Raw genomic sequence first — 25,770 nt, 5'->3', positions numbered from 1 at the left:
AACCGTACCTCCCATAACGCGGGCTGTACGGTTTATTTTTACACACGCTTCTTTTTTCCTTTTTTTTTACTTAGTTTTTTTACACTATGATAGAGACCTTCAGTACCTTCAGATCCTTTTCTCGATTTTTGATGCAAAGCAACTTTTGCAGATTCTCCTTTTGCTTTTTGACTTGCTTTGTTCTCTTTTTTTGCTTTTTTCTCTTTTTTATCCATGCTACATTCGGTAGGTGATTCTTCCTCATCAACAGGATGTTGTAGCACTTCATTTTTAATTCCTGTATAATCCTTGTTTTTTACTTTAGTTAATACCTGATCACGTGCCTCTTTGGACACGTTCAATCCCATGTCAGATATCTCATTTAGTACTGAAGTTATATTTTGACTATTTACTTCAGGTAGCTTTTGCGCCAAACGATAAATGTCATGAATGCTCCACTCTCTGCCTGTTCGCTCACTAAGCTTGCTCAGCAAATTGGATACGATATCTGCCATTCCAGTTGTTCGCCTCCTTGTGTGCGTGCCCACTTACTTTATCGTATGAATGAAGCAAGCAGTTGGTGAGTGGGAAAGTCGTGGAAAGGCACTTTTGGGTGGTTGAGATCATTCTACTCCGATACGAATCAAACACAGAAAAGCGTTTTCCTTCATCCTGAAGGAGAACGCTTTAATTATGTTGCTACACCAGGTTGTTCAGCTAGATAGATTCCCCTTACCTTCTATTCCTATCAGGGCTTCTTCACTAATATTTTGTAACACACGAACCAACAGCCTATGCTCTATTTCATGTATCTTTTGTTCTAAGCTCTCTATCGTATCATTCTTGTGAACAAAAATGACTTCTTGGTCAATGATGGAACCTGTGTCCATTCCTTCGTCGACATAATGAACAGTCACTCCCATCACTTTTACCCCGTACTCCCATGCTTGCTTAATAGCATTTTTTCCTGGAAATGCCGGTAATAGAGACGGATGCAGATTGATCATCCGCCCTTCATAGCCGGTAAGCAATACATTTCCTATCAATCGCATATAGCCAGCTAGTACAATAAATTCAATTTCTAATAGCTTCAATTGAGCTAAAATCTCTTGTTCAAACGCTTCCTTCGATATATAATCCTTGGCTGAAAACAAGTACACAGGAATTCCCAGCCGCTCTGCTCTCTTAATCGCATATGCTTTAGCTTGATCGCAGACTAACAAAGCTACCTCTAAGGAAGGAAGACGTCCATCTCGAGTCGCTTGCACAATCGTTTCAAAGTTAGATCCGCTTCCTGAAGCAAACACCGCTATCCTCATCGGTGCTCCCCTTCCACATATACAACCCCACTGTCGCCTTGCTGTACATCCCCAATCAGATACGCTTCCTCTCCAGCTTCCTGAAGCATTTTTAATACGTACTCAGCATCCTTCTGGGCTACAGCAAGTACCATTCCAATTCCCATGTTAAAAGTAAGGAACATGTCCTGCTGGTTGATATTACCTGTTTTTTCGATCAATTTAAAAATCGGTAATACTGGCCAGCTCCCTAATGTAATGGAAGCTTGTAGTCCATCCGGTAGCATTCGTGGAATGTTCTCCGTAAATCCACCACCCGTAATATGCGCCATTCCTTTAACATCAACCTGTTTTAATAAGGACAAAATTGGTTTGACATAAATCTTTGTGGGAGTGAGTAAGACCTCACCTAAACTTTTTTCAAAACCTTCTATTTGATCGTGCAACGAAAATCCAGCATCCTGCAACAATACCTTTCGTACTAACGAAAATCCGTTACTGTGAACACCACTTGATGTAATACCGATTAACATATCCCCTGCTTGTATGTTACTTCCATCAATTATTTTTGATTCCTCAACAACCCCAACAGTAAAACCAGCGATATCATATTCTCCACCTGCATACATACCAGGCATCTCAGCCGTTTCTCCACCAATCAGGGCACAGCCCGCTTGCTCACAGCCATCCGCAATTCCCTTCACAATGGATTCCAGCTTCGTCGGGATTACCTTATCACATGCAACATAATCTAAAAAATATAACGGCTCAGCACCTTGTACCACAACATCATTGACACACATCGCTACTGCATCAATGCCAATTGTATCATGTTGATCCATTTGAAAAGCGAGCTTTAGCTTAGTCCCTACACCATCGGTTCCAGATACAAGCACGGGCTGCTTATACTCTGCTACATTTAGACGGAACAAAGCCCCAAATCCACCAAGTCCACTCATCACTTCGGGACGAAATGTGCGTCTAACGTGTTTTTTCATTCGTTCAACCGCTTCATTTCCAGCAGCGATATCAACACCAGCTTCTTTATATGCTTGACTCATCTGTAATCGCTCCCTTCTAGCATTTCGTGATTGGTAAGGCTTCCTCGAAGTTAACCTCCGTCGGGTAATTACCTGTAAAGCAAGCCAGACAATGCCCTCGATCCGGTGCTTTATCACTGTCTATACGCCCAATAGCATCAATCATGCCCTGTGGTGTCATAAAGGTTAATGAATCCGCTCCAATATACTGCCGAATCTCTTCAACAGACTTATTCGATGCAATCAATTCATCAAAGGATGATGTATCAATTCCATAAAAGCACGGATTTTTTACAGGTGGGGAACTGATTCGAACATGGACTTCAGCAGCTCCTGCGTCTCGTAGCATCTGTACAATACGACTACTCGTCGTTCCGCGTACGATCGAATCATCAATCATGATCACTCGTTTACCTTCTACAACTTTACGAACTACTGACAATTTCATGTGAACTCCACGCTCACGTAACTCTTGAGAAGGCTGAATAAAAGTACGACCAACATAACGGTTTTTAATAAAACCAATCTCATATGGAATGCCTGTCGCCTCAGCAAAACCAATCGCCGCTGAAGTACTGGAATCGGGTACACCGATTACCACATCACCTTCTGCTGGCGCTTCATAAGCTAATTGCTTCCCAAGTCGTTTACGAGCCATGTGTACATTAATACCATCAATGTCACTATCCGGTCGTGCAAAATAAATATATTCGAAAGTACATAGCGTACGATTTATTTTCGGTGCAAATCGGTGGGATTGAATACCATGCTGATCAATAACCAATAACTCACCTGGCTCGATCTCACGCCAATAGGAACCTCCTACGATATCAAAAGCGCAGGTTTCTGAAGCAACTACAATCGCTTCTCCCAATGTTCCAAGCGATAGTGGTCGTAATCCATTTGGATCAAGCGCTACAATTAACTGATCCTCGTTCATTACCAAAAGAGCATAGGCGCCTTTAATCTCCTGTAAGGCCTCCTTAACCGCGGAAGGTAAATCCTTCTTCGATGAACGGGCAATAAGATGCGCAATCACTTCTGTATCGCTGGTTGTTTGAAAAATAGAGCCTTTTTTCTCCAGTTCCTTACGAATAACTCCTGCGTTTACCAAATTTCCATTGTGAGCAACAGCCATGCTACCTTGTGCATAATTAAAAAATAAAGGTTGTGCATTTTCAATCCTACTTGAGCCTTGTGTAGTATAACGTGTATGTCCAATAGCTAAATGCCCATGGAACTTAGCTAATTCTCCTTGCCCAAACGCTTCACTTACTAATCCCATTCCACGATGCTTATACCATTTTTCTCCATCAGATGAACAGATTCCGGCGCTCTCCTGACCACGGTGTTGAAGAGCATGCAGCCCCAAATAAGTAAGTGGGGCTGCCTCCTTGTGATTGTATATTCCAAAAACACCGCACTCTTCATTTAACTTATCCCAGATTATTGGATCAAACATGGTATCGCATCCTTCCATGCTGATTTTAGGCGAGTAAGTGATGCGTTCACGATTTCTTTTCCTTGATGTGTGATAACCAAATGGTCTAATCCTGTTGTACCTAGTACTTGGCAAGCCACTCCCTGCTCTTCTGCTATCCGTTTCACTTGATTAACATTGTCTTGCGTTGTACTCACTAGAATACGTGATTGTGACTCGCTAAATAGTGCCAGATCAGCGCGTAAGTCGTCAGTTAGGTCAATCGTTGCCCCAATCTCTTTTCCAAAGCAGCTCTCAGCAAGAGCGACAGCCAATCCACCCTCCGCCAAGTCGTGAGCCGATTGTATATACCCTGCGCGAATCGCAGACAACACTACTTTTTGAACATTTGCTTCCTTTTCCAAATGAATTTGTGGAGGGCGACCGGAGATGTTACCTGTCAGTAGCTTTTGATACTCTGAGCCACCTACTTCTGCGTGAGTTTCACCCAACAACAAAATGATGTCTCCCTCTTGTTTAAACTCTTGTGTCGTAATATGGTCCACGTCTGTAATAAGGCCAACCATTCCAACTACCGGTGTGGGATAAATTGCCTCACCACTACGTTCGTTGTAGAGTGAAACATTTCCACCAATAACCGGAGTAGACAATGCGTTGCATGCAGCACTCATACCGTCTACCGCTTTCTCAAATTGCCAGAAAACCTCTGGTTTTTCTGGATTTCCAAAGTTCAGGCAGTCTGTGATAGCTAATGGCTCAGCACCCGAACAAACCACATTCCGTGCTGATTCGGCAACCGCGATTGCTCCACCCACTTCTGGATCAAGATAAACATATCGACCATTACAATCCGTACTCATAGCCAGCGCCTTACGAGTTCCACGGATCATCACCACTGCTGCATCCGAACCTGGCGTTACAGCAGTTGAGGCACGAACAATGTGATCATATTGCTCATATACCCACGCTTTGTTAGCAATTGTTGGTTGTGCTAGCAATTGGACTAGCGTTTGATTTAGATCAGTTGGCATTTCGAAGTCTGTAGAATCTATAGCTGCATTCTGCTCGTAATAAGCAGGTACCTTTGAAGGTTTATGATAGACGGGTGCATCTTCTGCTAAGCTATCTACTGGTACATTGGCAACAATTTCGCCATGATGAAGTAAGCGTAACATGCCATCATCCGTTACACGCCCAATTTCTGCGGAATAGAGACCCCATTTTTCAAAAATGGCTGTAACCTCTGACTCCCTTCCCTTTTCTACGACTACCAGCATGCGCTCTTGCGATTCGGATAGCATCATTTCATAAGCGCTCATCCCTTTTTCACGCTGAGGTACTACATCTAAATTCATTTCAATTCCGTTACCTGCTTTGGAGGCCATTTCTGCGCTTGATGAGGTAAGGCCCGCCGCTCCCATATCCTGTATACCTGTAACTGCACCTGTTTCAATTAACTCGAGGCAAGCTTCCAATAGTAATTTTTCCATAAAAGGATCGCCAACCTGCACAGCAGGACGTTTTTTCTCTGATTCCTCACTCAGTTCCTCAGAAGCAAAAGTAGCACCATGAATACCATCCCGACCAGTGCTGGCCCCGACATATATTACTGGGTTACCAATTCCTTTAGCTACACCTTTTTGAATCTTGTCATGATCAATTAACCCCACACACATAGCATTCACAAGTGGATTTCCTTCATAGGTTGGATCAAAACTAATCTCTCCTCCTACGGTAGGAATTCCAATACAGTTGCCGTACCCTGCAATCCCAGCCACAACATTTTTAAATAAATAGTTGACCCGAGGTGTTTTTAATTCCCCGAAACGTAAGGAATTCAATAACGCTACCGGACGAGCCCCCATCGAGAACACATCGCGAATAATACCACCAACACCGGTTGCTGCTCCCTGATAAGGTTCGATAGCTGAAGGATGATTATGGCTTTCGATTTTAAAAACTACAGCTTGATTATCACCGATATCAACAATACCTGCTCCCTCACCCGGTCCTTGCAAAACACGAGGACCTTTGGTTGGAAAACGACGAAGCACTGGTTTAGAGTTTTTATAAGAACAGTGCTCAGACCACATCACACTGTATAGCCCAATTTCTGTCCAATTTGGCTGTCTGCCTAGCAAGCGGACAACGCTTTGGTATTCTTCATCTGTTAAACCTAGTTCACGGTATAGACGTTCTTCTGCAATACGGTTTGCTGATGGTTCGTTATGCGTAAGTTGTGACACCGTTTTTTTCCCTCCAGGCATTCAGAATTGAGGTAAACATGGTACGACCGTCGGCTGATGTCATCCAGCTATGCACAGCACGCTCTGGATGTGGCATCATACCAAGTACATTTCCGCGTTCATTCGTAATCCCTGCGATATCGTCCAAGGAGCCATTTGGATTCTCTCCATCGTAGCGAAAGACAATCTGTCCGTTTTGTTGCATCCTTCTTAATGTTTCCTCTTCGCAGAAATAGTTACCCTCTCCATGCGCAATCGGGATTTCAATTCGCTCCCCTTTGGCAAATGCATTGGTAAATGGAGTCTGATTATTTTCTACACGTAATGTAGACAATTTACAGCGATAAGTAAGCGAGGTGTTCCGTAACATAGCTCCCGGTAACAAGCCTGTTTCTAACAGAATTTGAAAACCATTGCAGACTCCCATAATTAATTTACCTTCCTGTGCCGCCTTAACCACTTGCTCCATAACAGGTGAGAAGCGGGCTACTGCACCACAGCGTAAGTAGTCACCGTAGGAGAACCCTCCTGGTAAAAGAATGACATCGTAAGCTGATAAATCTGTTTCGGAGTGCCATACGTAATCAACAGGCACCTGCATGCAATCTTCTACTGCGTTGTACATGTCCACATCTGCATTAGAGCCGGGAAATACGATAACAGCTACTCTCATCTTAGCCCTCCACCAGTTCTACCAGCTCGTAGCGGTATTCTTCAATGACAGTATTAGCTAGTAGTTTTTCACACATCTCTTTCACTTGCTTTTCGGCTGCTTGGTGATCGTTTGTATCTAGTGTCAATTCGATATATTTTCCGATGCGAGCATCTTTTACTTGTTGAAATCCTAAGGTATGAAGGGCTCCTTGTATCGCATGCCCTTGAGGGTCTAGTACGCTTTCACGCAAGGTAACATAGATAACAGCTTTACACATGAACTTCTCCTCCTAATCGTTTCAGCATTTCTTGATACGCCTCTTCAACGTTTCCTAAGTTGCGACGAAAACGATCCTTGTCCAGCTTTTCCATCGTCTCTGCATCCCAGAAACGGCAGGTGTCCGGTGATATCTCATCTGCTAACAATACCTCTCCATCTGAGGTTCGGCCGAATTCTAATTTAAAATCAACAACAAGTATGTCTCTTGCATCCATATATTCCTGTAAAAATTCATTGACCTGCAAAGCCGTCTCTTTCATTACCGTTAGTTCTTGAACTGTGGCAATCTTTAAAATAGCAATGTGGTCATTATTAATGAGCGGATCTCCTAGTTCATCACTTTTGTAATAAAATTCTATGATTGGTTCATCTAATTGTACGCCCTCAGCCCACCCCAAACGCTTGGCTAAGGACCCGGCAGCAATGTTACGCACAACCACTTCTAACGGGATAATGTCGACCTTTTTAACCAATTGCTCCGTTTCAGATAACAGGCGGATAAAATGATTGGCGATGCCTTTTTCAGTCAACGCCTTAAATAAAATCGCGCTAATCTGATTATTCCATCTGCCTTTATTCACTATTGTCCCTTTCTTCTCGCCATTAAAAGCAGTGGCGTCATCCTTATAAGCCACCCAATACACATCTGGATCTGAAGTAAGATAAACCTGCTTCGCTTTTCCTTCATATAGCTGCTCGCGCTTTTCCAAGAAAAATTCTCCTCCCGCTACAAGCTTTATGCGTGTTTTAGTCAAAAAATCACTTTCAACTTGATTAAAACATAAACCAAACAGATAATCAACGAATATTATAAAGGATATATTCGACATTTGTTCGTGTTTATAGCTTTACACTTCTTCTTAGATTGCCAAAATGCCATTGTGGTACAATATAGACACGATTTATGTTCGGATTTTCTTTCGAACACGAAACTGTTTTCTAATGAAAAGAGGCGATGGTACCATGTACCCTTTCCAGGTTCAATTTCCCACTCACATCTACTTTGGAGTCGGTGAGCTTGCACGTGTCGGTACAGAGGCACGTGCATTAGGAACAAAAGCTTTGTTGGTGACAGGCGGACGATCAGCCAAATCAACAGGACTATTAGCAAAGGTAGAACAGTTACTACAAGCTGCAAAACTACCTTACCAACTATTTGATCAGGTAGAACCAAATCCACGCACCTCCACCGTAGACCGCGGAGGACAGCTTGCCCGCGACACAAACTGCGATTTCGTCATTGCACTTGGTGGCGGTTCTGTCATGGATGCAGCGAAAGCCATTGCTGCCGTAGCTCTGTCCGGTCGATCCAGTTATGAATATTTGCGTGGTAATCCTCAGAACACAGCAAAAGAACTGGTTCCCGTAACTGAAGCTCTACCTTTACTGACAATTCCCACTGTGGCGGCAACAGGCTCTGAAGCTAACAACATCACTGTACTAACTCACTGGGAGACCCATGAAAAAAGCTCCTTTTCAGGTCCAGCCCTATTCCCTAAAGTAGCTATTCTTGATCCATCTTTAACCTACACAGTCCCAGCTCGGGTGACAGCTGAGTCTTCTGCAGATATCTTTTCGCATTTATTTGAAGAATATTTGGTTGGTCCCAATGACGCTCATGTACAAGACGGCGTCACAGAAGCATTGATTCGTTTAGTCGTTCAGTTTTCTACGGTTGCTATCGCTGAACCTCATAACGAAGAAGCCCGCTCCACCTTATTGTGGGCAAGCACACTTGGCATTTCTCCATTTGCCCGAGCAGGTCGAAATGCAGGGTATCCACTACACAAGGTCGAACATCCTTTAAGTGGACATGTCGATATGTCTCATGGACGTGGACTTGCTATCCTTTCCCTGCCATACTTCGAGCAGTTTGTAGCAATAGATCGCCCTGAGAGGCTCGCCCGTTTAGGACGACAGTGCTTCCAGGTAACAGCCGAATCTGATCAGACCGCAGCACAGGCTACCATCCAAGCTGTTGCTCATTGGTATCAGCAGATGGGAATTACTCAGCGCTTATCCGACTTTGGTATTTCTCACGAAGATTTGCCAAGTCTGGCTCACGAGGCAATTCGTACCGGTGGAGGCGTTGACCACATTCCAAGTACAAGAGCGTTATCAGCTGATGACGTCCTTCGCATCTACGAGACTTGCTTCTAGGAAGGAATAATCTTTGATAATATATTCATGTTATACATATTATAAAAAGAGGTGTTAAAGCATGGATTCACGCATCAATGAACTTGCAAGTCGATTAATTCGTTACTCTCTCGATTTACAAAAAGGGGAAAAGGTGCTAATCGAAAATATTGGACTTCAGCCCGCATTAGTTAAAGCGCTGGTACGTGAAGCTTTTGCAGTAGGAGCTCTTCCTGTTGTCACTGTAAAAGATCAGGAAATTATGCGATCCTTGATCATGGGCTCAAGCGAAGAGCACATGGCTCTTTTTGCTAAGCATGAATTAGCGCGCATGGAAGATATGGACGCATACATTGGGGTACGTGCCTTCGAAAATGTAAATGAGTACTCTGATATTCCAGAAGACAAAATGGGGCTTTACTCCCGTGTTTATTACAGCACGGTTCATCTTAAAGAGCGCGTTCCAAATAAACGCTGGGTCGTACTTCGTTATCCAAACAAAGCTATGGCACAAGCTGCTAATATGAGCTTGGAAGGCTTTGAAGATTTTTACTTCTCCGTATGCAATCTGGACTATGCCAAAATGTCCAAAGCAATGGACCCATTAGTAGAATTGATGAACAAAACAGACCGTGTACGCATTGTGGGTCCAGAAACTGATCTACAATTCTCTATTAAAGGAATACCAACTATCAAATGCGATGGTAAAGCAAATATACCGGATGGTGAATGCTATACCTCTCCTGTACGTAATTCCGTAGAAGGTACTGTCTATTACAATGCAAAAACCAATTACCATAGTACGACCTTCACAGACGTGAAGCTCACGTTTAAAGAGGGCAAAATTGTTGAAGCTACTAGCAGTAATACAGCATTGCTAAACACGATTCTAGATACAGATGAAGGTGCTCGCTACATTGGGGAGTTTGCAATCGGCTTTAACCCTCACATCCTACAGCCAATGGGCGACATCTTGTTCGATGAAAAGATCGCGGGAAGCTTCCACTTTACACCTGGTAATGCCTATGATATTGCTGACAACGGTAACCGCTCCTCTATCCACTGGGACTTGGTACAAATCCAACGCCCTGAGTATGGCGGTGGAGAAATCTGGTTTGATGATGTATTGATTCGCAAGGATGGAATATTCGTCTTGCCTGAACTAAAAGGCTTAAATCCTGAGAATTTGGTCTAAAAGAAACCAGGTTTAAGAGAACCATTCTTTTGAAGAAGGTAAATAAAATGAAATAGGCTTTTCAAGAACTCTGATTGAGCTCTGAAAAGCCTATTGTTTTGCAGTTTATTAACGAAAAAGGGTGGTTACTTACCTTCAATCAATCCCAAACGGACAAAAATAGTATCTACATGCTTCAGATGATAGCGATAGTCGAAGCAAGCCTCCAGCTCTTCTGTGGTCAGCATTTCCTTCACCGTTTCATCCTCACTGATAATCTCTTTAAATGAACGTTGCTCCTCCCACGCTTGCATCGCACGTGGTTGTACCGTGTCATAAGCTTTTTCGCGGCTCAAGCCTTTATCAATCAATTTAAGCAATACTTGTTGAGAATAAATTAATCCAAACGTACGATCCATGTTGCGTTTCATATTCTCAGGGAACACCGTCAGGTTCTTCACGATGTTCATAAAGCGACGCAGCATATAGTTAAGTAGTTGTGTTGCATCTGGTAAAATAACACGTTCTACAGAAGAATGCGAGATATCACGCTCATGCCAAAGTGGTACATTCTCATAAGCAGACATCATATGACCACGGATAACACGCGAAAGTCCACAGATGTTCTCAGAGCCAATCGGGTTGCGTTTATGTGGCATCGCCGAAGAACCCTTCTGACCTTTTGCAAATGCCTCTTCCACTTCACGAATCTCACTCTTTTGTAAGCCCCGGATTTCAGTAGCAAATTTGTCTAAGGAAGTAGCAATCAACGCAAGCGTAGCCATATACTCTGCATGACGATCACGCTGTAAGGTTTGCGTCGAGATTGAAGCTGCTGTCAGACCAAGCTTCTTACATACATGCTGCTCTACATATGGATCAATATTTGCATACGTACCAACAGCCCCTGACATTTTACCCGCTTCTACTTCCACACGTGCAGAACGGAATCTGGCCAAATTACGTTTCATCTCTTCATACCATAGTGCTACCTTCAGACCAAAAGTAGTTGGCTCAGCATGAACTCCATGTGTACGGCCCATCATGACTGTATCCTTATGTTCAATGGCCTTCTGTTTTAAGACTTCAATAAAATCCTCAATATCCTTTTCAATAATTTCGTTTGCCTGGCGAATCAGGTAACCAAGTGCCGTATCTACTACATCGGTAGAGGTTAGACCATAGTGAACCCATTTTTTTTCATCGCCCTCCATCGTTTCCGAGACAGCACGGGTAAAGGCTACTACGTCGTGGCGTGTCTCTTGTTCGATTTCATAAATACGATTAACATCAAAACTAGCATTCTTCCATAGCTTTTCAACATCTTCTTTTGGAATAACCCCTAACTTTGCCCATGCTTCACACGCCAAAATCTCTACTTCTAGCCATGCCTTATACTTATTTTCTTCTGTCCAGATGGCGCGCATTTCTGGTCTTGTATAGCGTTCAATCATTCGTTCATTCCTCCATTTATGATCATATTCCAAGTTTTTCTGCCTGTTGCAGTGCTACATCTACCGATTCGGCAACAAGATTTATGTGACCCATTTTTCGTTTTTCCTTGGCCTCTTGTTTCCCGTACAAATGCAATTTTGCTTTCTTGGGTAGTTGATCTATTTTTTTGAGTAAAGGTGCTACATGCTCACCTAAAATATTAACCATAACGACCGGACTAAGCAACTTCGTGGAGCCAAGTGGTAAGTTACTAATCGCTCGAATATGCTGCTCGAATTGCGAGGTCAAGCAGGCATCCATTGTATAATGACCAGAATTGTGCGGACGCGGAGCCATCTCGTTTATATAAAGCCCCCCATCCTCCGTAAGAAACATTTCCACAGCAAGTAACCCAACCATCTCCAGCTTTTCTGCCAACTCAATGGCTAATCGCTCAGCTCGCTGTTGAATCTCCCTTTCAATCCGAGCGGGGACTATACTCTGATGCAAAATGTTTTCTCGATGAATATTTTCCGCTATAGGAAAGGCTGCTATTTCCCCTGATACATTACGAGCTACGATAACAGATAACTCCTTGATGAAAGGGACAAATTTTTCCACGATCAGTTCTGTTTTAGCTTTTGCAAGACATGAAAAAGCTTCTTCTATTTCTTCAAAAGAGCGTAATACCCACTGCCCCTTACCGTCATAGCCTCCTGTAGCTGTCTTCATAACAGCAGGTAAACCCAATTCCACAACAGCCGCTCGTACATCCTCTGCTGAAGCTACGACTCGGAATGGTGCTACAGGCAGACCACAGGCTTGAAGAGTAGTCTTCTCCTTAACGCGATGTTGTGTAATGCCCAATAGCTTACTTCCCTGTGGCACAAAAGCTTCCTCTTCTAAAATAGCTGCTACACCAGCATCTACGTTCTCAAATTCATACGTAATCACATCACTAAGTTGGGCCAATTTACGAGCTGCCAGTTGATCATCATATCTAGCAACGATTTGCTGATCGCTTACTTGACCACATGGTGAATCCTCTGTAGGATCTAGCACCACAAACCGATATCCCATCGCTCTACCAGCGAGTGTAATCATTCTTCCTAGTTGTCCTCCGCCTAACAAGCCAATGGTACTACCTGGTTTGATCTGCTTCTCTTTATTCATGGGGCAACTCGCTCTCTTCCATAACCTTTTTTCGTGTAGCCTCTCTTCGTTTTGTTAAACGCTGACTTATTTCCTCGTCATTCGTCCCGACGATTTGAGCAGCTAGCAAACCAGCATTCGTAGCCCCAGCCTTGCCAATCGCTACGGTAGCAACCGGAACGCCCCCTGGCATCTGCACGATCGACAACAAAGAATCTAATCCGTTTAAAGCGGCTGATTTCACTGGTACACCGATGACAGGAAGAATGGTCTTAGCCGCTACCATTCCCGGAAGATGAGCTGCTCCACCGGCCCCAGCTATAATCACCTTCAAGCCTCTCTCTTGAGCAGTCTCTGCATACGTAAACATAAGATCAGGCGTACGATGAGCAGAAACTACCTGCTTTTCATATGGAATCTGCATCTCCTCTAGTATGTGGCAAGCTTCCTTCATTGTTTCCCAATCAGAAGTACTTCCCATGATAACTCCTACAATCGGTGCAACCACGCCGCTTCCCCCTTGACCTTCCATTTTCGTTATATTACGTTTTTAAGATCATTTCACGTTCAGTTTAACAAAATAAATTACAAAACGTCAACAAAACACGAACATTTTAGTTTTATATTTAAATTTCATTCTTCTTTATCTAATTACTCACATAAAATAGAAAAAGCCTTCCGATCTGACTCAAAAGAAGACAGTTCAAGAAGACTTTTTCATGGTGACAATCTAGTGATATTCCAAAATCATATATTGTAAATATCAAAGCTACTAGCTCTGACAAAACAACCTATTCACGGAACCAAATGAAGTAAACCAGGAAGATGACAAATAGTACATACATCGCTGGGTGCACCTCACGTGCTTGGCCTTTACATGCTTTAGTCACTGGATAGAAAATGAATCCACAAGCAATACCAGCTGCGATGCTAGAAGATAGAGGCATCATCAACATGGTAAGGAAAGCAGGCAATGACTCTTCTAATTTATCCCACTCAATGTTACGTAAGCTACTAGCCATCAACACACCCACAATAATCAGGGCAGGTGCTGTAACAGCGGGAGTAATAACAGACAGTAATGGAAAGAAGAACAGAGACAGCAGGAACATAAATCCAATGACAACCGCTGTAAAACCAGTTCTACCACCTGCGGCCACACCAGCAGTCGATTCAATGTAGCTTGTTGTTGTAGAGGTACCTAACAGCGCACCAGCCATTCCAGCAACAGCATCAGAAGCAAGTGCTGATCCAGGACGCTCCAGCTTACCATCCTTCAAAAGCCCCGCCTGATTGCACACGCCCAGCAAAGTACCGGTTGTATCAAAGAAATCAACAAATAGGAACGTGAACACAACTATGAACATGCCTTGAGAAAAAATAACACTTGGATCTAATAAATATGGTAAGGCAACACCAAGCGTAGGAGCCAAACTTGGTGGAGCAGATACTATTTGTGAAGGAAGCTCTACCACTCCAAAAATCATACCAGCAACCGCTGTGATCAACATTCCAACGAATACTCCAGCGTGAATGCGTCTTGCTAATAAAACCCCCGTAACAAGCAATCCAAAGACTGCTAACAACGCATTTTTTACTGTAAGAATTTGAGTAGCATCCATGCCTTCTTTAAAGCTTAAATGTCCCATTGTGACCAGAGTAGCTGGAGAATCTACGATAATACCTGCATTTTTCAGACCCATAAAAGCAATAAATAATCCGATACCTGCTGTTGTAGCATTCTTTAGGTTCTGCGGAATCGCATCAATAATCTGCGAACGAATACCCGTTAAAGATAGGATCAGGAACAAAGTACAAGAAACAAATACACCAGCCAAGGCTTGTTGCCAAGGAATCTGCATGGTAAGAACTGCGGTAAAGGCGAAGAACGCATTTAAACCCATACCTGGTGCTTGACCAATCGGTAATTTACCGACAATCCCCATAATAAGTGTACCTATAGCCGCTGCCAGTGCTGTAGCAGTAAACACGGCATCATGTGGAGGGAATTTTGCCTGTAATTCTGGTGGCAATCCTGCCCCACTTAAAATGTTTGGATTTACGGCTAAAATATATGCCATTGCCAAGAAGGTTGTTAAACCAGCAATAATCTCTCGACGATACGTGGTGCCATGTCGATCAAACTCAAAATACTTACGCACCCTTTGTCCCTCCTAATAGTAACCTCTCAAGTCTTATTTGCTAAAAAGACAAGCTTTATTCGAATAATGACGAATAACATTCGGTAAAAAACAAAAAACGCGCGATAATTCCTGCTAAACAAGTCGTTATAAGTCGAAAATCCGAATAAAAACTCGAACTTCTATCTTACAACGAAAGTTTAACAAGAACATCGCACGCTGTCAACATAAAACACGAACGTTCACGTTATTTTAATAACAATTATACGTATTTACTATTCCCACTCAATAGTTGCAGGTGGTTTAGAAGTAACATCGTACACAATACGGTTTACGTTATCCACTTCGTTAACAATACGTACAGAGATTTTCTCTAGTATATCCCATGGAATACGAGCCCAGTCTGCTGTCATACCATCAATAGATGTAACCGCACGAATCCCTACTGTGTAAGAGTACGTACGTGCATCACCCATTACCCCTACACTCTTCATGTCAGGCAAAGCAGTGAAGTATTGCCAAATTTCGCGATCCAAACCAGCTTTTTGAATTTCTTCACGCAAGATAGCATCAGATTCACGAACAATCTCTAACTTTTCTTCAGTAATCTCGCCTAAAACACGAATACCAAGACCTGGACCTGGGAAAGGCTGTCTCCATACAATTGCATCAGGTAGGCCTAGCTCTGAACCTAGTTTACGTACTTCGTCTTTGAATAACGTGTCCAAAGGCTCGATTAGCTTAAACGTCATGTCTTCTGGTAGACCGCCTACATTGTGGTGAGATTTAATCGTTTGAGCCGTAGCTGTCCCACTCTCAACAATGTCCGTATAAAGTGTACCCTGAGCTAGGAAGTCCATATCCGTAAGCTTAGTAGCCTCTTCATCAAATACATAGATGAATTCGTTACCGATGATCTTACGTTTTTGTTCCGGGTCAGTTACACCGGTTAGTTTGTTTAAGAAGCGCTCACGAGCATCAATTTTGATTACTTTCATATCAAATTTGCCTACGAACGTTTCCATTACGCTTTCCGCTTCACCTTTACGCAACAAACCATGATCAACAAACATACAAGTTAACTGATCACCGATCGCACGATGAATGAGAGCCGCTACTACAGAGGAATCAACTCCGCCGCTCAAAGCACACAATACGTTTTTATTTCCAACAGTCTCACGAATATCTTTGATTTTGTCTTCAATAAATGTAGTCATGCTCCAGTCGCCAGTGCACTTACAAATATTGAACAAGAAGTTACTTACAAATTCATGTCCTTTTACGGTATGACGAACTTCTGGGTGGAACTGTACACCATATAGATTACGCTCTGGATGACTGATAGCAGCAATCGGGCAAGAGTCGCTCACTGCGTCGATAACGAAGCCCTCTGGCAATTCTACTACTTTATCAGTATGGCTCATCCATACTACTTCAGAAGATTCCCAGTTACTATATAGACCATGTTGGTTTTCAAGACGTATTTCCGCTTTTCCGTATTCACGCTTACCAGCACGTTCTACTTTTCCCTTCAATGTTTGGGACATTAATTGCATTCCATAGCAAATACCCAAGATAGGTACACCTAGGTCAAAAATTGCTGGGTCAATTTGCGGTGCTCCTTCTTCGTATACACTAGCCGGTCCTCCAGAGAAAATAATCCCTTTTGGGCTAAGCTCCTTAATTTTTTCCACTGGCGTATTGAAAGGCAACAACTCACTGTATACGCCTAAATCACGTACACGTCTTGCGATCAATTGGTTATATTGCCCCCCAAAATCTATTACTACCACTAATTCCAACGGCTTTTCCACGGAAAGATCCTCCCTTAACCTTGTATACTTGTGCACTCAGTAGACATGTCCAAAACGTTCTTGAAGATATTATCTCCCTTTCTCTTTTTTGGTATGAAGAAAAAAATTTCTCCCGTTCCATCAAAAAGACAGGCCACCTACCCGTAGATGAAATCGTCTGACATCTTCTAAGGGCAAATGTCCCTGTCTTTAACGTTGTCATTCAAAAAAGAGGTAGTGCCGTTTCTCCTGCTTACTGCTACCAAAGTATCATATTGTCAAAAATTCTAGCAGATGATGGGGAAATGATCAAGGTTTCATTTGGCGTAATAAACGCTCAATGGTCTGCTGCCACAACGATCTTGTTTTCCCTTCCATTTCTTTCAAGCCATATAGCATTTTTTCATAGATGGTTGTTAAATAAAGTAAATCCTGACGCTTATCTCCACTAATTTGGAGCCGATTCACATATTCGCGTAATGTTTCACCAGAATGACGAGGCGAAACCATTTTTTCAAATATCGTTAGAACCAACGTAAATCTACGTGGAAAATCATCCTGAGCGTATTGTGTCATTTTGCGTTGTAACCACCATAAATACATCTCCTGACGTTTTTTCCACAGAATCCAAACACCCACTGCTAGCAAAATACCAATTAACCCTGGCCAAATCCATGAGAATCCTGCACTCGTTTTCACTACAGGCTTATCCGCTTCTTCCAGTCGGTCCATTTGTTTTGGTTTATTCACTTCTTTTTCCTCTGTGGAAGCAGGAGTATTTATCTGACTTGACTCATTGGAAAGGCGATCATAATTTACTTGTAGAGGAGATGTAAAAGAAGCAGTTGCTTCAAACGGTATCCAGCCGCTACCTGGAAAGTAAACCTCTACCCAGGAGTGTGCATCTCTATTTCTCACTTCAATGGTGATATTATTGTTGGCATCACGGCCAATCTCTTGACCTGGAGCAAACCCTTTTACCCAACGGGCAGGTATATCAATTGAGCGAAGCATGACCACCATAGAAGTTGAAAAATGATCACAGTATCCCCTCATGGTATCGAATAGAAACTGATCTACGAAATCTTGTCCTTCCTTAGGCATCGGAACATCTTTTGTTTCATACCGATATCTTCCTTGACGCAAATAATTCTCTATTGCTCTTGCCTTGTCGTATGGATTGTTTGACGTTTCCGTAATTTTTTCAGCTAGCTTCTTTATTCGACCAGGGAGACTATTAGGTAGTTGTAGATACCTCTCTTCTATCTCTCTAGGATAATTGGTACCCGCCGCAATGATTTTCTTTTCACTAATCACTGGAATCTCAGCTTGTAGCTGATAATGATCCATGTACTGTTGAACAGGCGTCGGAATCAAGGTGCTATCGTCTCTTTCAACAAACGAGCGACTATTTGAATCCTTTTGCATAGCTCCATTAAAGGTAAGAATCCCCTGAGAAATGGTGTCATAGGTTAACGTCACATTTTCTGGGTTTACCTCTTCAATACCTTTAAGCTGTCCTGGATAAAAAATAGCCGGTAACTGTTCTTCCTCAGCCTGCACAACAGCCATGACCTTTTTGGTTTCCAATCCAGAAAAAAGCGTATCATTCCAAATGTAGTTTTTAGGATATACAATTGATTCCAATTGTTTATCGCTTTTTATCCAACCTTTGCCGGTATATACATCTTTAGCATCCCCGCGCAAATAGTATTTATCATTAGTTGTTACGGTAAATACCTTGGTATCATCCTGTTGAAAAGGTCCTCCCAACATCTTATCATTGGTGTCATAACCCACTCTACGAATCACGTCGCTCTTTCCAATTCCAGACTTTCCTTGCAAAAAACCGATCGGATCAGGCCAATTGGGCTCTGCCTTTGGTGACGCGTATCCTACACCTATTGCGAGTGAAATAATCATTAGCGGAACCACAAGCGTTTTCCAAATTGCAGATTGGGTTCCTCTATAGGTAAATCCCTTTTGGATAGATGATAGATGTAAGGTTGTGATTAGCATGAAGCCAATTAACAACGTCCGCATAATCGCTCCACTACTATTAAAAGGCATAAAGGTGTCTAATACAGCAAGGTAAGAAATGGTGATAAATACAAACCATAAACCTTGTCTTTGTTCTAATACTAAGAAATCAAGCAGGGTTACCAACACTAAAATCATGCCCGAAAACAGCAGATTTCTTGAAATAATACTCATATTTGCCCAATCTTGATTAAATATCTTAGTAAAGTCTTCACTAACTGCTCGCCATGTTTCCGAAATCCACTCAGGATTAAAAAAAGAAATTTCCACAAACGCGGCATGGAAGATGACAATAGCTAATATGCCTTTCATCAATAAACCCATCCAGTGACTACGGAAGATCATATCTACTAAGATGATCCCCGCTACCAGATAAAGAAAGCAACTAATACTCCCCGTATCTGAAAGGGAAGGTAGCGGTAACAACCACTCACGTAACAGGAAAAACAAAAACAAGGCAGCTAGCCATTCCAGCCCTTTTTTTGGTTTCCAAAAGGATGCTCCCGACATCTTAGGCACCCCCTATCTGTTTTAGCTCTTCATATGCGTCCACATGAACTGGGGTACACATTACTTTTACAGATCTTAAACGCTTTAATGCCTCGTTCTCCTCCACAGTTGGAATCACATGATCGTGTACCCAGAACAGTTGAACATTACGTCCAGACCTAGCTAAATGGCCCAACTGTATCACTAGGTCTTTCGTCAATGCAGAGGTAATCATCACTAGCGTATATCCTTTGGGAAACTCCATTGTTTCCCTTCCGATCACTCGCGCAAATGAATCTTCGCCGTCCGAGTGAACTCTGGCTAATTGGTCAAATACCCGAAAAAAATGTTGCTGTGAAATAGCTGGTGGAATAACGATTCGCTCTTTTCCACGGGCTACAAAACCATAGGAATGCATATTAATACTTGAATAGTAAATTAGACTGGCAGTTAGTTTCACACTGGTTTCAAAAATATGATGGTGAATTTGTGTTGAAGCAGGCTTTTGCACATCTAGAAAGAAGATTAATTGATTCATTGCCTGATGTTCAAATTCCTTTGTTTTAAGCCCGTGGCCCCTTGCAGAAGCCCTCCAATGAATCTGGCTTAACCGATCCCCTCTCTGGTACTCTCGGATGCCTCTTACAGCTGCTACATCGTCTGAGCGCAAATGGGCCACATGTACATTACCACTGATACGCCCATCTCCTGAAGACCAATGGCTAATTTGCTTATAGCTAGGATAAACTAAAAAATCATTACATAACTCAATTTTTTTCTGTCGATGTAAAAAACCAAAAAAGTCACCACCAACCAGAATGCATTCTTTCATTTGATAATGCCCACGAGGGATCGCTGGAATTAAATAATGAATGACCTGTTCTCTTTTAAATCCAGGAAAAATAACTTGTTGATGTGGTTCAAAATAACCGGATAATTTATCAGGTAGCGGCTCGACAATTAAATTCCAGCCAAGTGGAAACCAAAATCGTCGACGGAAGGTTAGTGTAACCATAACATCATCGCCATCTTTTAGTCTTTGGCGATTCACCTCTCGCGTAACCTCCAAGGTTGCAAACATCAACAAATATGTTAATCCTTCATAAATTCCGAGGATACAAGCGCTATAAAATAAAAACCAACTGACGAATCCCCCTTGAAACTGTGCATATACATAACAAATCAGCACTAACAGCGCCAATAGAGCTTTGTTTAACTTTCTCTGTTTCATTTAGACACCGTCCTCTCAATGTACAGGGACTCGTGTCTCCTGTAACAACCGGTTGATAAAACGTCCCGGTGTTTCCCCATCCATACGCGCCTCTGCCTTCAAAATAAGGCGGTGTCTAAAGATAGGCGGTACCAGCTCCTTTACATCGTCTGGAATAACGTAATCACGTCCCTGGATAAACGCATAAGCTTGAGCAGCGCGACACAGAGCCAATGTTCCACGAGGGCTAATTCCTAAATAGACACTTGGATTGCTCCTTGTTTTCTGAGAAAGCCTTACCATATACTCTTTCACCGAGTCGGTTACTTTGATTTGGGTAATCATCGCTTGTAATTGAACGATTTCCTGTACACTAATAACGGCCTTCAAGCTTTCTATAGGGTGAACTGCTCCCATACGAGTTAGAATAGCCATTTCTTCTTTTTCTGTTGGATATCCAAGCTGCAGTTGCAATAAAAAACGATCTAACTGAGCTTCTGGAAGCGGAAATGTTCCTTCATACTCAAGAGGATTTTGAGTAGCCATAACAAAAAACGGTTGATTTAATTCATATGTATTGCCATCAATCGTTACAGAGTGCTCCTCCATCGCCTCTAATAGGGCAGATTGCGTTTTTGGTGAGGTGCGGTTAATTTCATCAGCAAGCACCACATTTGCAAACAGAGGGCCTTTACGGAATTCAAACTCCATTGATTTTTGATTATAAATAGAAACACCAGTCACATCAGTAGGAAGGAGATCAGGTGTAAACTGAATCCTTTTAAATTCTCCACCAATCGATTTGGCTAATGCTCGAACAAACATAGTTTTCCCTACACCTGGGACATCCTCTAACAAAACATGACCTTTTGCCAATAAAGCAACTAAACCAAGCTCTATCATTTTCCTTTTACCAATAAGGACTTTTTCAATATTCAGTATTAGATCTTCTATAGAATGATGGGGACGATCCATCTGGATCATACTCATATTTACAACCCCTTTTTGATTACATTTTAATGTCTCGTATAATGATTGTTTCCTTCTACCAACTTACTGGAAGATATATGGAAGAACAAGTGTTAATTTTTAGTAAATACCTATAAAATGAAAGATTTAATTACATTTCTATTGAATAAAACATTCGGTTTTTACTCGCCATTTCCTGCGCCATATATCATCTTACGTGAATCAAAGAAATCTATATGAATAGGAAAGCAAAACACTTGTCTACGCTTCTAATCAATTAAAAAGGCATAGCTATATTGAAATTCAATCAACAATAATGCAATATACCTCTTAATAGTAGAAAAAAGCTTCATCAAAAATGCTGACGAAGCTTTTATACGTTTGTAGGAATTAAATGTGTACAGGTAACTCTTTATATGACACTCTTTATATGACGTTTTTCAAATGCTTTACGTGACAATAAATTATAAAACAAAAAAAGCCTGCAATATTTGCGGCTTCCTGCTTTAAATATGTGGTGCGGGTGGAGGGACTTGAACCCCCACGGTCGCCCGCCAGAACCTAAATCTGGTGCGTCTGCCAATTCCGCCACACCCGCATATGAAACTGGTGAGCCATGAAGGACTCGAACCTTCGACCCTCTGATTAAAAGTCAGATGCTCTACCAACTGAGCTAATGGCTCATAATGGCTGGGGTACCAGGATTTGAACCTGGGAATGACGGAGTCAAAGTCCGTTGCCTTACCGCTTGGCTATACCCCACCAAAATGGTGCCGGCGATAGGACTTGAACCCACAACCCCCTGATTACAAGTCAGGTGCTCTACCAATTGAGCTACACCGGCATTATGTACAATGGTGGCTCGGGACGGAATCGAACCGCCGACACGAGGATTTTCAGTCCTCTGCTCTACCGACTGAGCTACCGAGCCTTATTATTTCTCTAACAGAGATTCCTATACAAGATAGAATCTTTATTCCACCAAGCTAATAAATGGCGGAGCTGACGGGACTCGAACCCGCGACCTCCGGTGTGACAGACCGGCGTGAACTCCAACTTCACCACAGCTCCAAAATTTTGGTTGCGGGGACAGGATTTGAACCTGCGACCTTCGGGTTATGAGCCCGACGAGCTACCGAACTGCTCCACCCCGCGACAATATGAAAATGAAAATGGTGGAGGATGACGGGATCGAACCGCCGACCCTCTGCTTGTAAGGCAGATGCTCTCCCAGCTGAGCTAATCCTCCAGATAAATGGTGACCCGTAGGGGATTCGAACCCCTGTATGACAGCGTGAAAGGCTGCTGTGTTAAACCGCTTCACCAACGGGCCAAGATAATTGTTCTCTTAATGGTGCGGTCGGCGAGACTCGAACTCGCACGGGTCGCCCCGCCACCCCCTCAAGATGGTGTGTCTGCCAATTCCACCACGACCGCAAGAGTTATAAAGAACTGGTAGCGGCGGAGGGGATCGAACCCCCGACCTTTCGGGTATGAACCGAACGCTCTAGCCAGCTGAGCTACACCGCCACGATCGAGAGAAAAACAATATGGCGGAGAGTGAGGGATTCGAACCCTCGCTACGCTTACGCATACTAACGGTTTAGCAAACCGTCCCCTTCGGCCTCTTGGGTAACTCTCCTTATAATGGCTCCTCAGGACGGACTCGAACCGCCAGCCTACCGGTTAACAGCCGGTTGCTCCACCATTGAGCTACTGAGGAACAGTATGAAAGAATTGTTCTTTCAAAACTAGATAATGAAGTCAGCATAAAGGCAATGTGGATAAGTCCTCGACCGATTAGTATTCGTCAGCTCCATGCATTACTGCACTTCCACACCGAACCTATCAACCTCATCGTCTATGAGGGGTCTTACTAGCTTGCGCTATGGGAAGTCTCATCTTGAAGGGGGCTTCACGCTTAGATGCTTTCAGCGCTTATCCCGTCCGCACATAGCTACCCAGCTGTGCCACTGGCGTGACAACTGGTGCACCAGAGGTGCGTCCATCCCGGTCCTCTCGTACTAAGGACAGCTCTCCTCAAACTTCCTACGCCCGCGACAGATAGGGACCGAACTGTCTCACGACGTTCTGAACCCAGCTCGCGTACCGCTTTAATGGGCGAACAGCCCAACCCTTGGGACCTACTTCAGCCCCAGGATGCGATGAGCCGACATCGAGGTGCCAAACCTCCCCGTCGATGTGGACTCTTGGGGGAGATAAGCCTGTTATCCCCAGGGTAGCTTTTATCCGTTGAGCGATGGCCCTTCCATGCGGAACCACCGGATCACTAAGCCCGACTTTCGTCCCTGCTCGACTTGTAGGTCTCGCAGTCAAGCTCCCTTGTGCCTTTACACTCTACGAATGATTTCCGACCATTCTGAGGGAACCTTTGGGCGCCTCCGTTACTCTTTAGGAGGCGACCGCCCCAGTCAAACTGCCCACCTGGCATGGTCCTTCCACCCGATAAGGGCGGCAAGTTAGAAACTCCGTACATCAAGGGTGGTATCCCAACGACAGCTCCACGAAGGCTGGCGCCCTCGCTTCACAGCTTCCCACCTATTCTGTACATGATGCACAAAGTTTCAATACCAGGCTACAGTAAAGCTCCATGGGGTCTTTCCGTCTTGTCGCGGGTAACCTGCATCTTCACAGGTATTATGATTTCACCGGGTCTCTTGCCGAGACAGCGCCCAAGTCGTTACGCCTTTCGTGCGGGTCGGAACTTACCCGACAAGGAATTTCGCTACCTTAGGACCGTTATAGTTACGGCCGCCGTTTACTGGGGCTTCGGTTCAAAGCTTCGCTTGCGCTAACCCATCCCCTTAACCTTCCAGCACCGGGCAGGCGTCAGCCCCTATACTTCGCCTTGCGGCTTCGCAGAGACCTGTGTTTTTGCTAAACAGTCGCTTGGGCCTTTTCACTGCGGCCTCCTCGGGCTATAAACCCTACCGAGGCGCCCCTTCTCCCGAAGTTACGGGGCCATTTTGCCGAGTTCCTTAGCAAGAGTTATCCCGCGCACCTTAGGATTCTCTCCTCGCCTACCTGTGTCGGTTTGCGGTACGGGCACCTTGTTCCTCGCTAGACGCTTTTCTTGGCAGTGTGAAATCAGGGACTTCGGTACTTAAATTTCCCTCGCCATCACAGCTTGTGCTTATTGGTGTGCGGATTTGCCTACACACCACACTTACTGCTTAGACGGCCATCCAATAGGCCGCTCACCCTATCCTCCTGCGTCACGCCATTGCTCAAACGGAACAGAGGTGGTACTGGAATATCAACCAGTTGTCCATCGCCTACGCCTTTCGGCCTCAGCTTAGGTCCCGACTAACCCTGGGAGGACGAGCCTTCCCCAGGAAACCTTAGGCTTTCGGTGGACAAGATTCTCACTTGTCTTTTCGCTACTTACACCGGCATTCTCACTTCCAAGCGCTCCACCGCTCCTCACGATACGGCTTCACTGCTGCTTGGAACGCTCCCCTACCCAGTCCATAAGGACTGCCATAGCTTCGGCGGTATGTTTAGCCCCGTTACATTTTCCGCGCAGAGTCACTCGACCAGTGAGCTATTACGCACTCTTTAAATGGTGGCTGCTTCTAAGCCAACATCCTGGTTGTCTGGGCAACTCCACATCGTTTCCCACTTAACATACACTTGGGGGCCTTAGCTGATGGTCTGGGCTGTTTCCCTTTTGACGATGGATCTTAGCACTCACCGTCTGACTCCCGGATATAAGTACTTGGCATTCGGAGTTTGACTGAATTCGGTAACCCGATGAGGGCCCCTAGTCCAATCAGTGCTCTACCTCCAAGACTCTAAATCCGAGGCTAGCCCTAAAGCTATTTCGGGGAGAACCAGCTATCTCCGAGTTCGATTGGAATTTCACCGCTAGCCACACCTCATCCCCGCACTTTTCAACGTGCGTGGGTTCGGGCCTCCAGTAGGTGTTACCCTACCTTCACCCTGGACATGGCTAGATCACACGGTTTCGGGTCTACGACAACGTACTTTCGCCCTATTCAGACTCGCTTTCGCTGCGGCTCCGTCTCTTCGACTTAACCTCGCACGCTATCGTAACTCGCCGGTTCATTCTACAAAAGGCACGCCGTCACACATAGAAAGTGCTCCGACTATTTGTAAGCACACGGTTTCAGGTACTATTTCACTCCCCTCCCGGGGTGCTTTTCACCTTTCCCTCACGGTACTGGTTCACTATCGGTCGTTAGGTAGTATTTAGCCTTAGCAGATGGTCCTGCCAGATTCACACGGGATTTCACGTGTCCCGCGCTAC

The 25,770-nt window shown here is 43.8% G+C and carries 18 protein-coding genes, 13 tRNA genes and 1 rRNA gene (1 of these 32 cut by a window edge); 2 read left to right on the top strand and 30 right to left on the bottom strand.

The features are described 5' to 3' along the window. Nucleotides 1-38: 38 nt before the first annotated feature. From ACQV1I_RS02500 to purC, 8 genes are all read right to left on the bottom strand, one after another. Nucleotides 39-494 carry a hypothetical protein gene (locus ACQV1I_RS02500; RefSeq protein WP_094701394.1) on the bottom strand — a complete coding sequence of 152 codons (456 nt, stop codon included), beginning with the start codon at nt 492-494 and terminating at the stop codon, nt 39-41. Nucleotides 495-692: 198 nt separating this feature from the next. Next, a complete protein-coding gene (gene purN, locus ACQV1I_RS02495) occupies nt 693-1,298 on the bottom strand; it encodes a phosphoribosylglycinamide formyltransferase (RefSeq protein WP_018674288.1) in 606 nt (201 codons plus the stop codon). Beyond that, nucleotides 1,295-2,338 carry a phosphoribosylformylglycinamidine cyclo-ligase gene (gene purM, locus ACQV1I_RS02490; RefSeq protein WP_094701393.1) on the bottom strand — a complete coding sequence of 348 codons (1,044 nt, stop codon included), beginning with the start codon at nt 2,336-2,338 and terminating at the stop codon, nt 1,295-1,297. Before purM ends, purN begins: the two co-directional genes overlap by 4 nt. A gap of 16 nt (nt 2,339-2,354) precedes the next feature. Further along, nucleotides 2,355-3,779, bottom strand: a complete 1,425-nt coding sequence (gene purF, locus ACQV1I_RS02485) for an amidophosphoribosyltransferase (protein WP_094701392.1) — start codon at nt 3,777-3,779, stop codon at nt 2,355-2,357. Continuing rightward, a complete protein-coding gene (gene purL, locus ACQV1I_RS02480; RefSeq protein WP_116335129.1) occupies nt 3,764-6,004 on the bottom strand; it encodes a phosphoribosylformylglycinamidine synthase subunit PurL in 2,241 nt (746 codons plus the stop codon). Before purL ends, purF begins: the two co-directional genes overlap by 16 nt. Next, nucleotides 5,985-6,677 (bottom strand): phosphoribosylformylglycinamidine synthase subunit PurQ, encoded by a 693-nt coding sequence (purQ, locus tag ACQV1I_RS02475; protein WP_104033192.1) that lies wholly within the window; start codon nt 6,675-6,677, stop codon nt 5,985-5,987. Before purQ ends, purL begins: the two co-directional genes overlap by 20 nt. 1 nt (nt 6,678) lies before the next feature. After that, a complete protein-coding gene (gene purS, locus ACQV1I_RS02470; RefSeq protein WP_018674283.1) occupies nt 6,679-6,936 on the bottom strand; it encodes a phosphoribosylformylglycinamidine synthase subunit PurS in 258 nt (85 codons plus the stop codon). After that, nucleotides 6,929-7,648: a phosphoribosylaminoimidazolesuccinocarboxamide synthase gene (gene purC, locus ACQV1I_RS02465; RefSeq protein WP_116335130.1), complete on the bottom strand. Its 720-nt coding sequence runs from the start codon at nt 7,646-7,648 to the stop codon at nt 6,929-6,931. The genes purS and purC overlap by 8 nt, the downstream gene beginning before the upstream one ends. A gap of 253 nt (nt 7,649-7,901) precedes the next feature. Between purC and ACQV1I_RS02460 the strand changes: the two genes are divergently transcribed. Together ACQV1I_RS02460 and ACQV1I_RS02455 are read left to right on the top strand one after the other, a co-directional pair. Next, entirely contained in the window at nt 7,902-9,098 is a 1,197-nt protein-coding gene (locus ACQV1I_RS02460; RefSeq protein ID WP_116335131.1) for an iron-containing alcohol dehydrogenase, read from the top strand. A 61-nt stretch (nt 9,099-9,159) separates the two neighbouring features. Then, on the top strand, nt 9,160-10,272 hold the full coding sequence (locus ACQV1I_RS02455) for an aminopeptidase (protein ID WP_116335132.1): 1,113 nt from the start codon (nt 9,160-9,162) through the stop codon (nt 10,270-10,272). Nucleotides 10,273-10,397: 125 nt separating this feature from the next. Here the strand turns inward: ACQV1I_RS02455 and purB are convergent, their stop codons facing one another. The 22 genes from purB to ACQV1I_RS02345 form a co-directional block, all read right to left on the bottom strand. Then, entirely contained in the window at nt 10,398-11,705 is a 1,308-nt protein-coding gene (purB, locus tag ACQV1I_RS02450) for an adenylosuccinate lyase (protein ID WP_116335133.1), read from the bottom strand. Nucleotides 11,706-11,727: 22 nt separating this feature from the next. Beyond that, nucleotides 11,728-12,858 carry a 5-(carboxyamino)imidazole ribonucleotide synthase gene (purK, locus tag ACQV1I_RS02445; RefSeq protein WP_116335134.1) on the bottom strand — a complete coding sequence of 377 codons (1,131 nt, stop codon included), beginning with the start codon at nt 12,856-12,858 and terminating at the stop codon, nt 11,728-11,730. Beyond that, nucleotides 12,851-13,345, bottom strand: a complete 495-nt coding sequence (gene purE, locus ACQV1I_RS02440) for a 5-(carboxyamino)imidazole ribonucleotide mutase (RefSeq protein WP_116335135.1) — start codon at nt 13,343-13,345, stop codon at nt 12,851-12,853. Before purE ends, purK begins: the two co-directional genes overlap by 8 nt. Before the next feature lie 283 nt (nt 13,346-13,628). After that, nucleotides 13,629-14,999 carry an NCS2 family permease gene (locus ACQV1I_RS02435; RefSeq protein ID WP_018674276.1) on the bottom strand — a complete coding sequence of 457 codons (1,371 nt, stop codon included), beginning with the start codon at nt 14,997-14,999 and terminating at the stop codon, nt 13,629-13,631. Between the two features lie 254 nt (nt 15,000-15,253). Next, entirely contained in the window at nt 15,254-16,792 is a 1,539-nt protein-coding gene (gene guaA, locus ACQV1I_RS02430) for a glutamine-hydrolyzing GMP synthase (protein ID WP_094701384.1), read from the bottom strand. A 288-nt stretch (nt 16,793-17,080) separates the two neighbouring features. Beyond that, nucleotides 17,081-19,321, bottom strand: a complete 2,241-nt coding sequence (locus tag ACQV1I_RS02425; RefSeq protein ID WP_116335136.1) for a transglutaminase TgpA family protein — start codon at nt 19,319-19,321, stop codon at nt 17,081-17,083. Between the two features lies 1 nt (nt 19,322). Further along, nucleotides 19,323-20,531 carry a DUF58 domain-containing protein gene (locus ACQV1I_RS02420; RefSeq protein WP_116335137.1) on the bottom strand — a complete coding sequence of 403 codons (1,209 nt, stop codon included), beginning with the start codon at nt 20,529-20,531 and terminating at the stop codon, nt 19,323-19,325. Between the two features lie 15 nt (nt 20,532-20,546). Beyond that, nucleotides 20,547-21,500 (bottom strand): AAA family ATPase, encoded by a 954-nt coding sequence (locus tag ACQV1I_RS02415; RefSeq protein WP_116335138.1) that lies wholly within the window; start codon nt 21,498-21,500, stop codon nt 20,547-20,549. 494 nt (nt 21,501-21,994) lie between these two features. Further along, nucleotides 21,995-22,077: transfer RNA gene (locus tag ACQV1I_RS02410), tRNA-Leu, on the bottom strand. Nucleotides 22,078-22,086: 9 nt separating this feature from the next. Further along, nucleotides 22,087-22,162, bottom strand: a tRNA-Lys gene (locus ACQV1I_RS02405). A 4-nt stretch (nt 22,163-22,166) separates the two neighbouring features. Then, nucleotides 22,167-22,241, bottom strand: a tRNA-Gln gene (locus ACQV1I_RS02400). Between the two features lie 6 nt (nt 22,242-22,247). Further along, nucleotides 22,248-22,323, bottom strand: a tRNA-Thr gene (locus tag ACQV1I_RS02395). An 11-nt stretch (nt 22,324-22,334) separates the two neighbouring features. Then, nucleotides 22,335-22,410 (bottom strand) — tRNA-Phe (locus tag ACQV1I_RS02390). Between the two features lie 63 nt (nt 22,411-22,473). Next, nucleotides 22,474-22,550 (bottom strand) — tRNA-Asp (locus tag ACQV1I_RS02385). Between the two features lie 7 nt (nt 22,551-22,557). After that, nucleotides 22,558-22,634, bottom strand: a tRNA-Met gene (locus ACQV1I_RS02380). 18 nt (nt 22,635-22,652) lie between these two features. Then, nucleotides 22,653-22,728, bottom strand: a tRNA-Val gene (locus ACQV1I_RS02375). A gap of 7 nt (nt 22,729-22,735) precedes the next feature. After that, a tRNA-Glu gene (locus ACQV1I_RS02370) sits at nt 22,736-22,812 on the bottom strand. Between the two features lie 19 nt (nt 22,813-22,831). After that, nucleotides 22,832-22,916: transfer RNA gene (locus ACQV1I_RS02365), tRNA-Leu, on the bottom strand. A gap of 16 nt (nt 22,917-22,932) precedes the next feature. Continuing rightward, nucleotides 22,933-23,009: transfer RNA gene (locus ACQV1I_RS02360), tRNA-Met, on the bottom strand. 21 nt (nt 23,010-23,030) lie between these two features. Then, a tRNA-Ser gene (locus ACQV1I_RS02355) sits at nt 23,031-23,121 on the bottom strand. A 6-nt stretch (nt 23,122-23,127) separates the two neighbouring features. Next, a tRNA-Asn gene (locus ACQV1I_RS02350) sits at nt 23,128-23,202 on the bottom strand. A 57-nt stretch (nt 23,203-23,259) separates the two neighbouring features. Continuing rightward, nucleotides 23,260-25,770, bottom strand: a 23S ribosomal RNA gene (locus ACQV1I_RS02345); it runs 418 nt beyond the window's last position.

This window comes from Brevibacillus sp. JB24b, assembly GCF_051713385.1.
Classification (GTDB): Bacteria; Bacillota; Bacilli; order Brevibacillales; family Brevibacillaceae; genus Brevibacillus_B; species Brevibacillus_B laterosporus.
The sequence above is the reverse complement of the archived record's forward strand: the minus strand, read 5'-3'. Positions and strand labels throughout refer to the sequence as shown.

Bases quoted from the DNA above. Each gene is read 5' to 3' on its own strand.
- purK (WP_116335134.1), bottom strand. From the start codon at position 12,858: ATGAATAAAGAGAAGCAGATCAAACCAGGTAGTACCATTGGCTTGTTA.
- purM (WP_094701393.1), bottom strand. From the start codon at position 2,338: ATGAGTCAAGCATATAAAGAAGCTGGTGTTGATATCGCTGCTGGAAAT.
- ACQV1I_RS02425 (WP_116335136.1), bottom strand. From the start codon at position 19,321: ATGTCGGGAGCATCCTTTTGGAAACCAAAAAAAGGGCTGGAATGGCTA.
- purF (WP_094701392.1), bottom strand. From the start codon at position 3,779: ATGTTTGATCCAATAATCTGGGATAAGTTAAATGAAGAGTGCGGTGTT.
- ACQV1I_RS02455 (WP_116335132.1), top strand. From the start codon at position 9,160: ATGGATTCACGCATCAATGAACTTGCAAGTCGATTAATTCGTTACTCT.
- purS (WP_018674283.1), bottom strand. From the start codon at position 6,936: ATGTGTAAAGCTGTTATCTATGTTACCTTGCGTGAAAGCGTACTAGAC.
- purQ (WP_104033192.1), bottom strand. From the start codon at position 6,677: ATGAGAGTAGCTGTTATCGTATTTCCCGGCTCTAATGCAGATGTGGAC.
- ACQV1I_RS02415 (WP_116335138.1), bottom strand. From the start codon at position 21,500: ATGAGTATGATCCAGATGGATCGTCCCCATCATTCTATAGAAGATCTA.
- ACQV1I_RS02460 (WP_116335131.1), top strand. From the start codon at position 7,902: ATGTACCCTTTCCAGGTTCAATTTCCCACTCACATCTACTTTGGAGTC.
- purN (WP_018674288.1), bottom strand. From the start codon at position 1,298: ATGAGGATAGCGGTGTTTGCTTCAGGAAGCGGATCTAACTTTGAAACG.
- ACQV1I_RS02420 (WP_116335137.1), bottom strand. From the start codon at position 20,531: ATGAAACAGAGAAAGTTAAACAAAGCTCTATTGGCGCTGTTAGTGCTG.
- ACQV1I_RS02500 (WP_094701394.1), bottom strand. From the start codon at position 494: ATGGCAGATATCGTATCCAATTTGCTGAGCAAGCTTAGTGAGCGAACA.
- purB (WP_116335133.1), bottom strand. From the start codon at position 11,705: ATGATTGAACGCTATACAAGACCAGAAATGCGCGCCATCTGGACAGAA.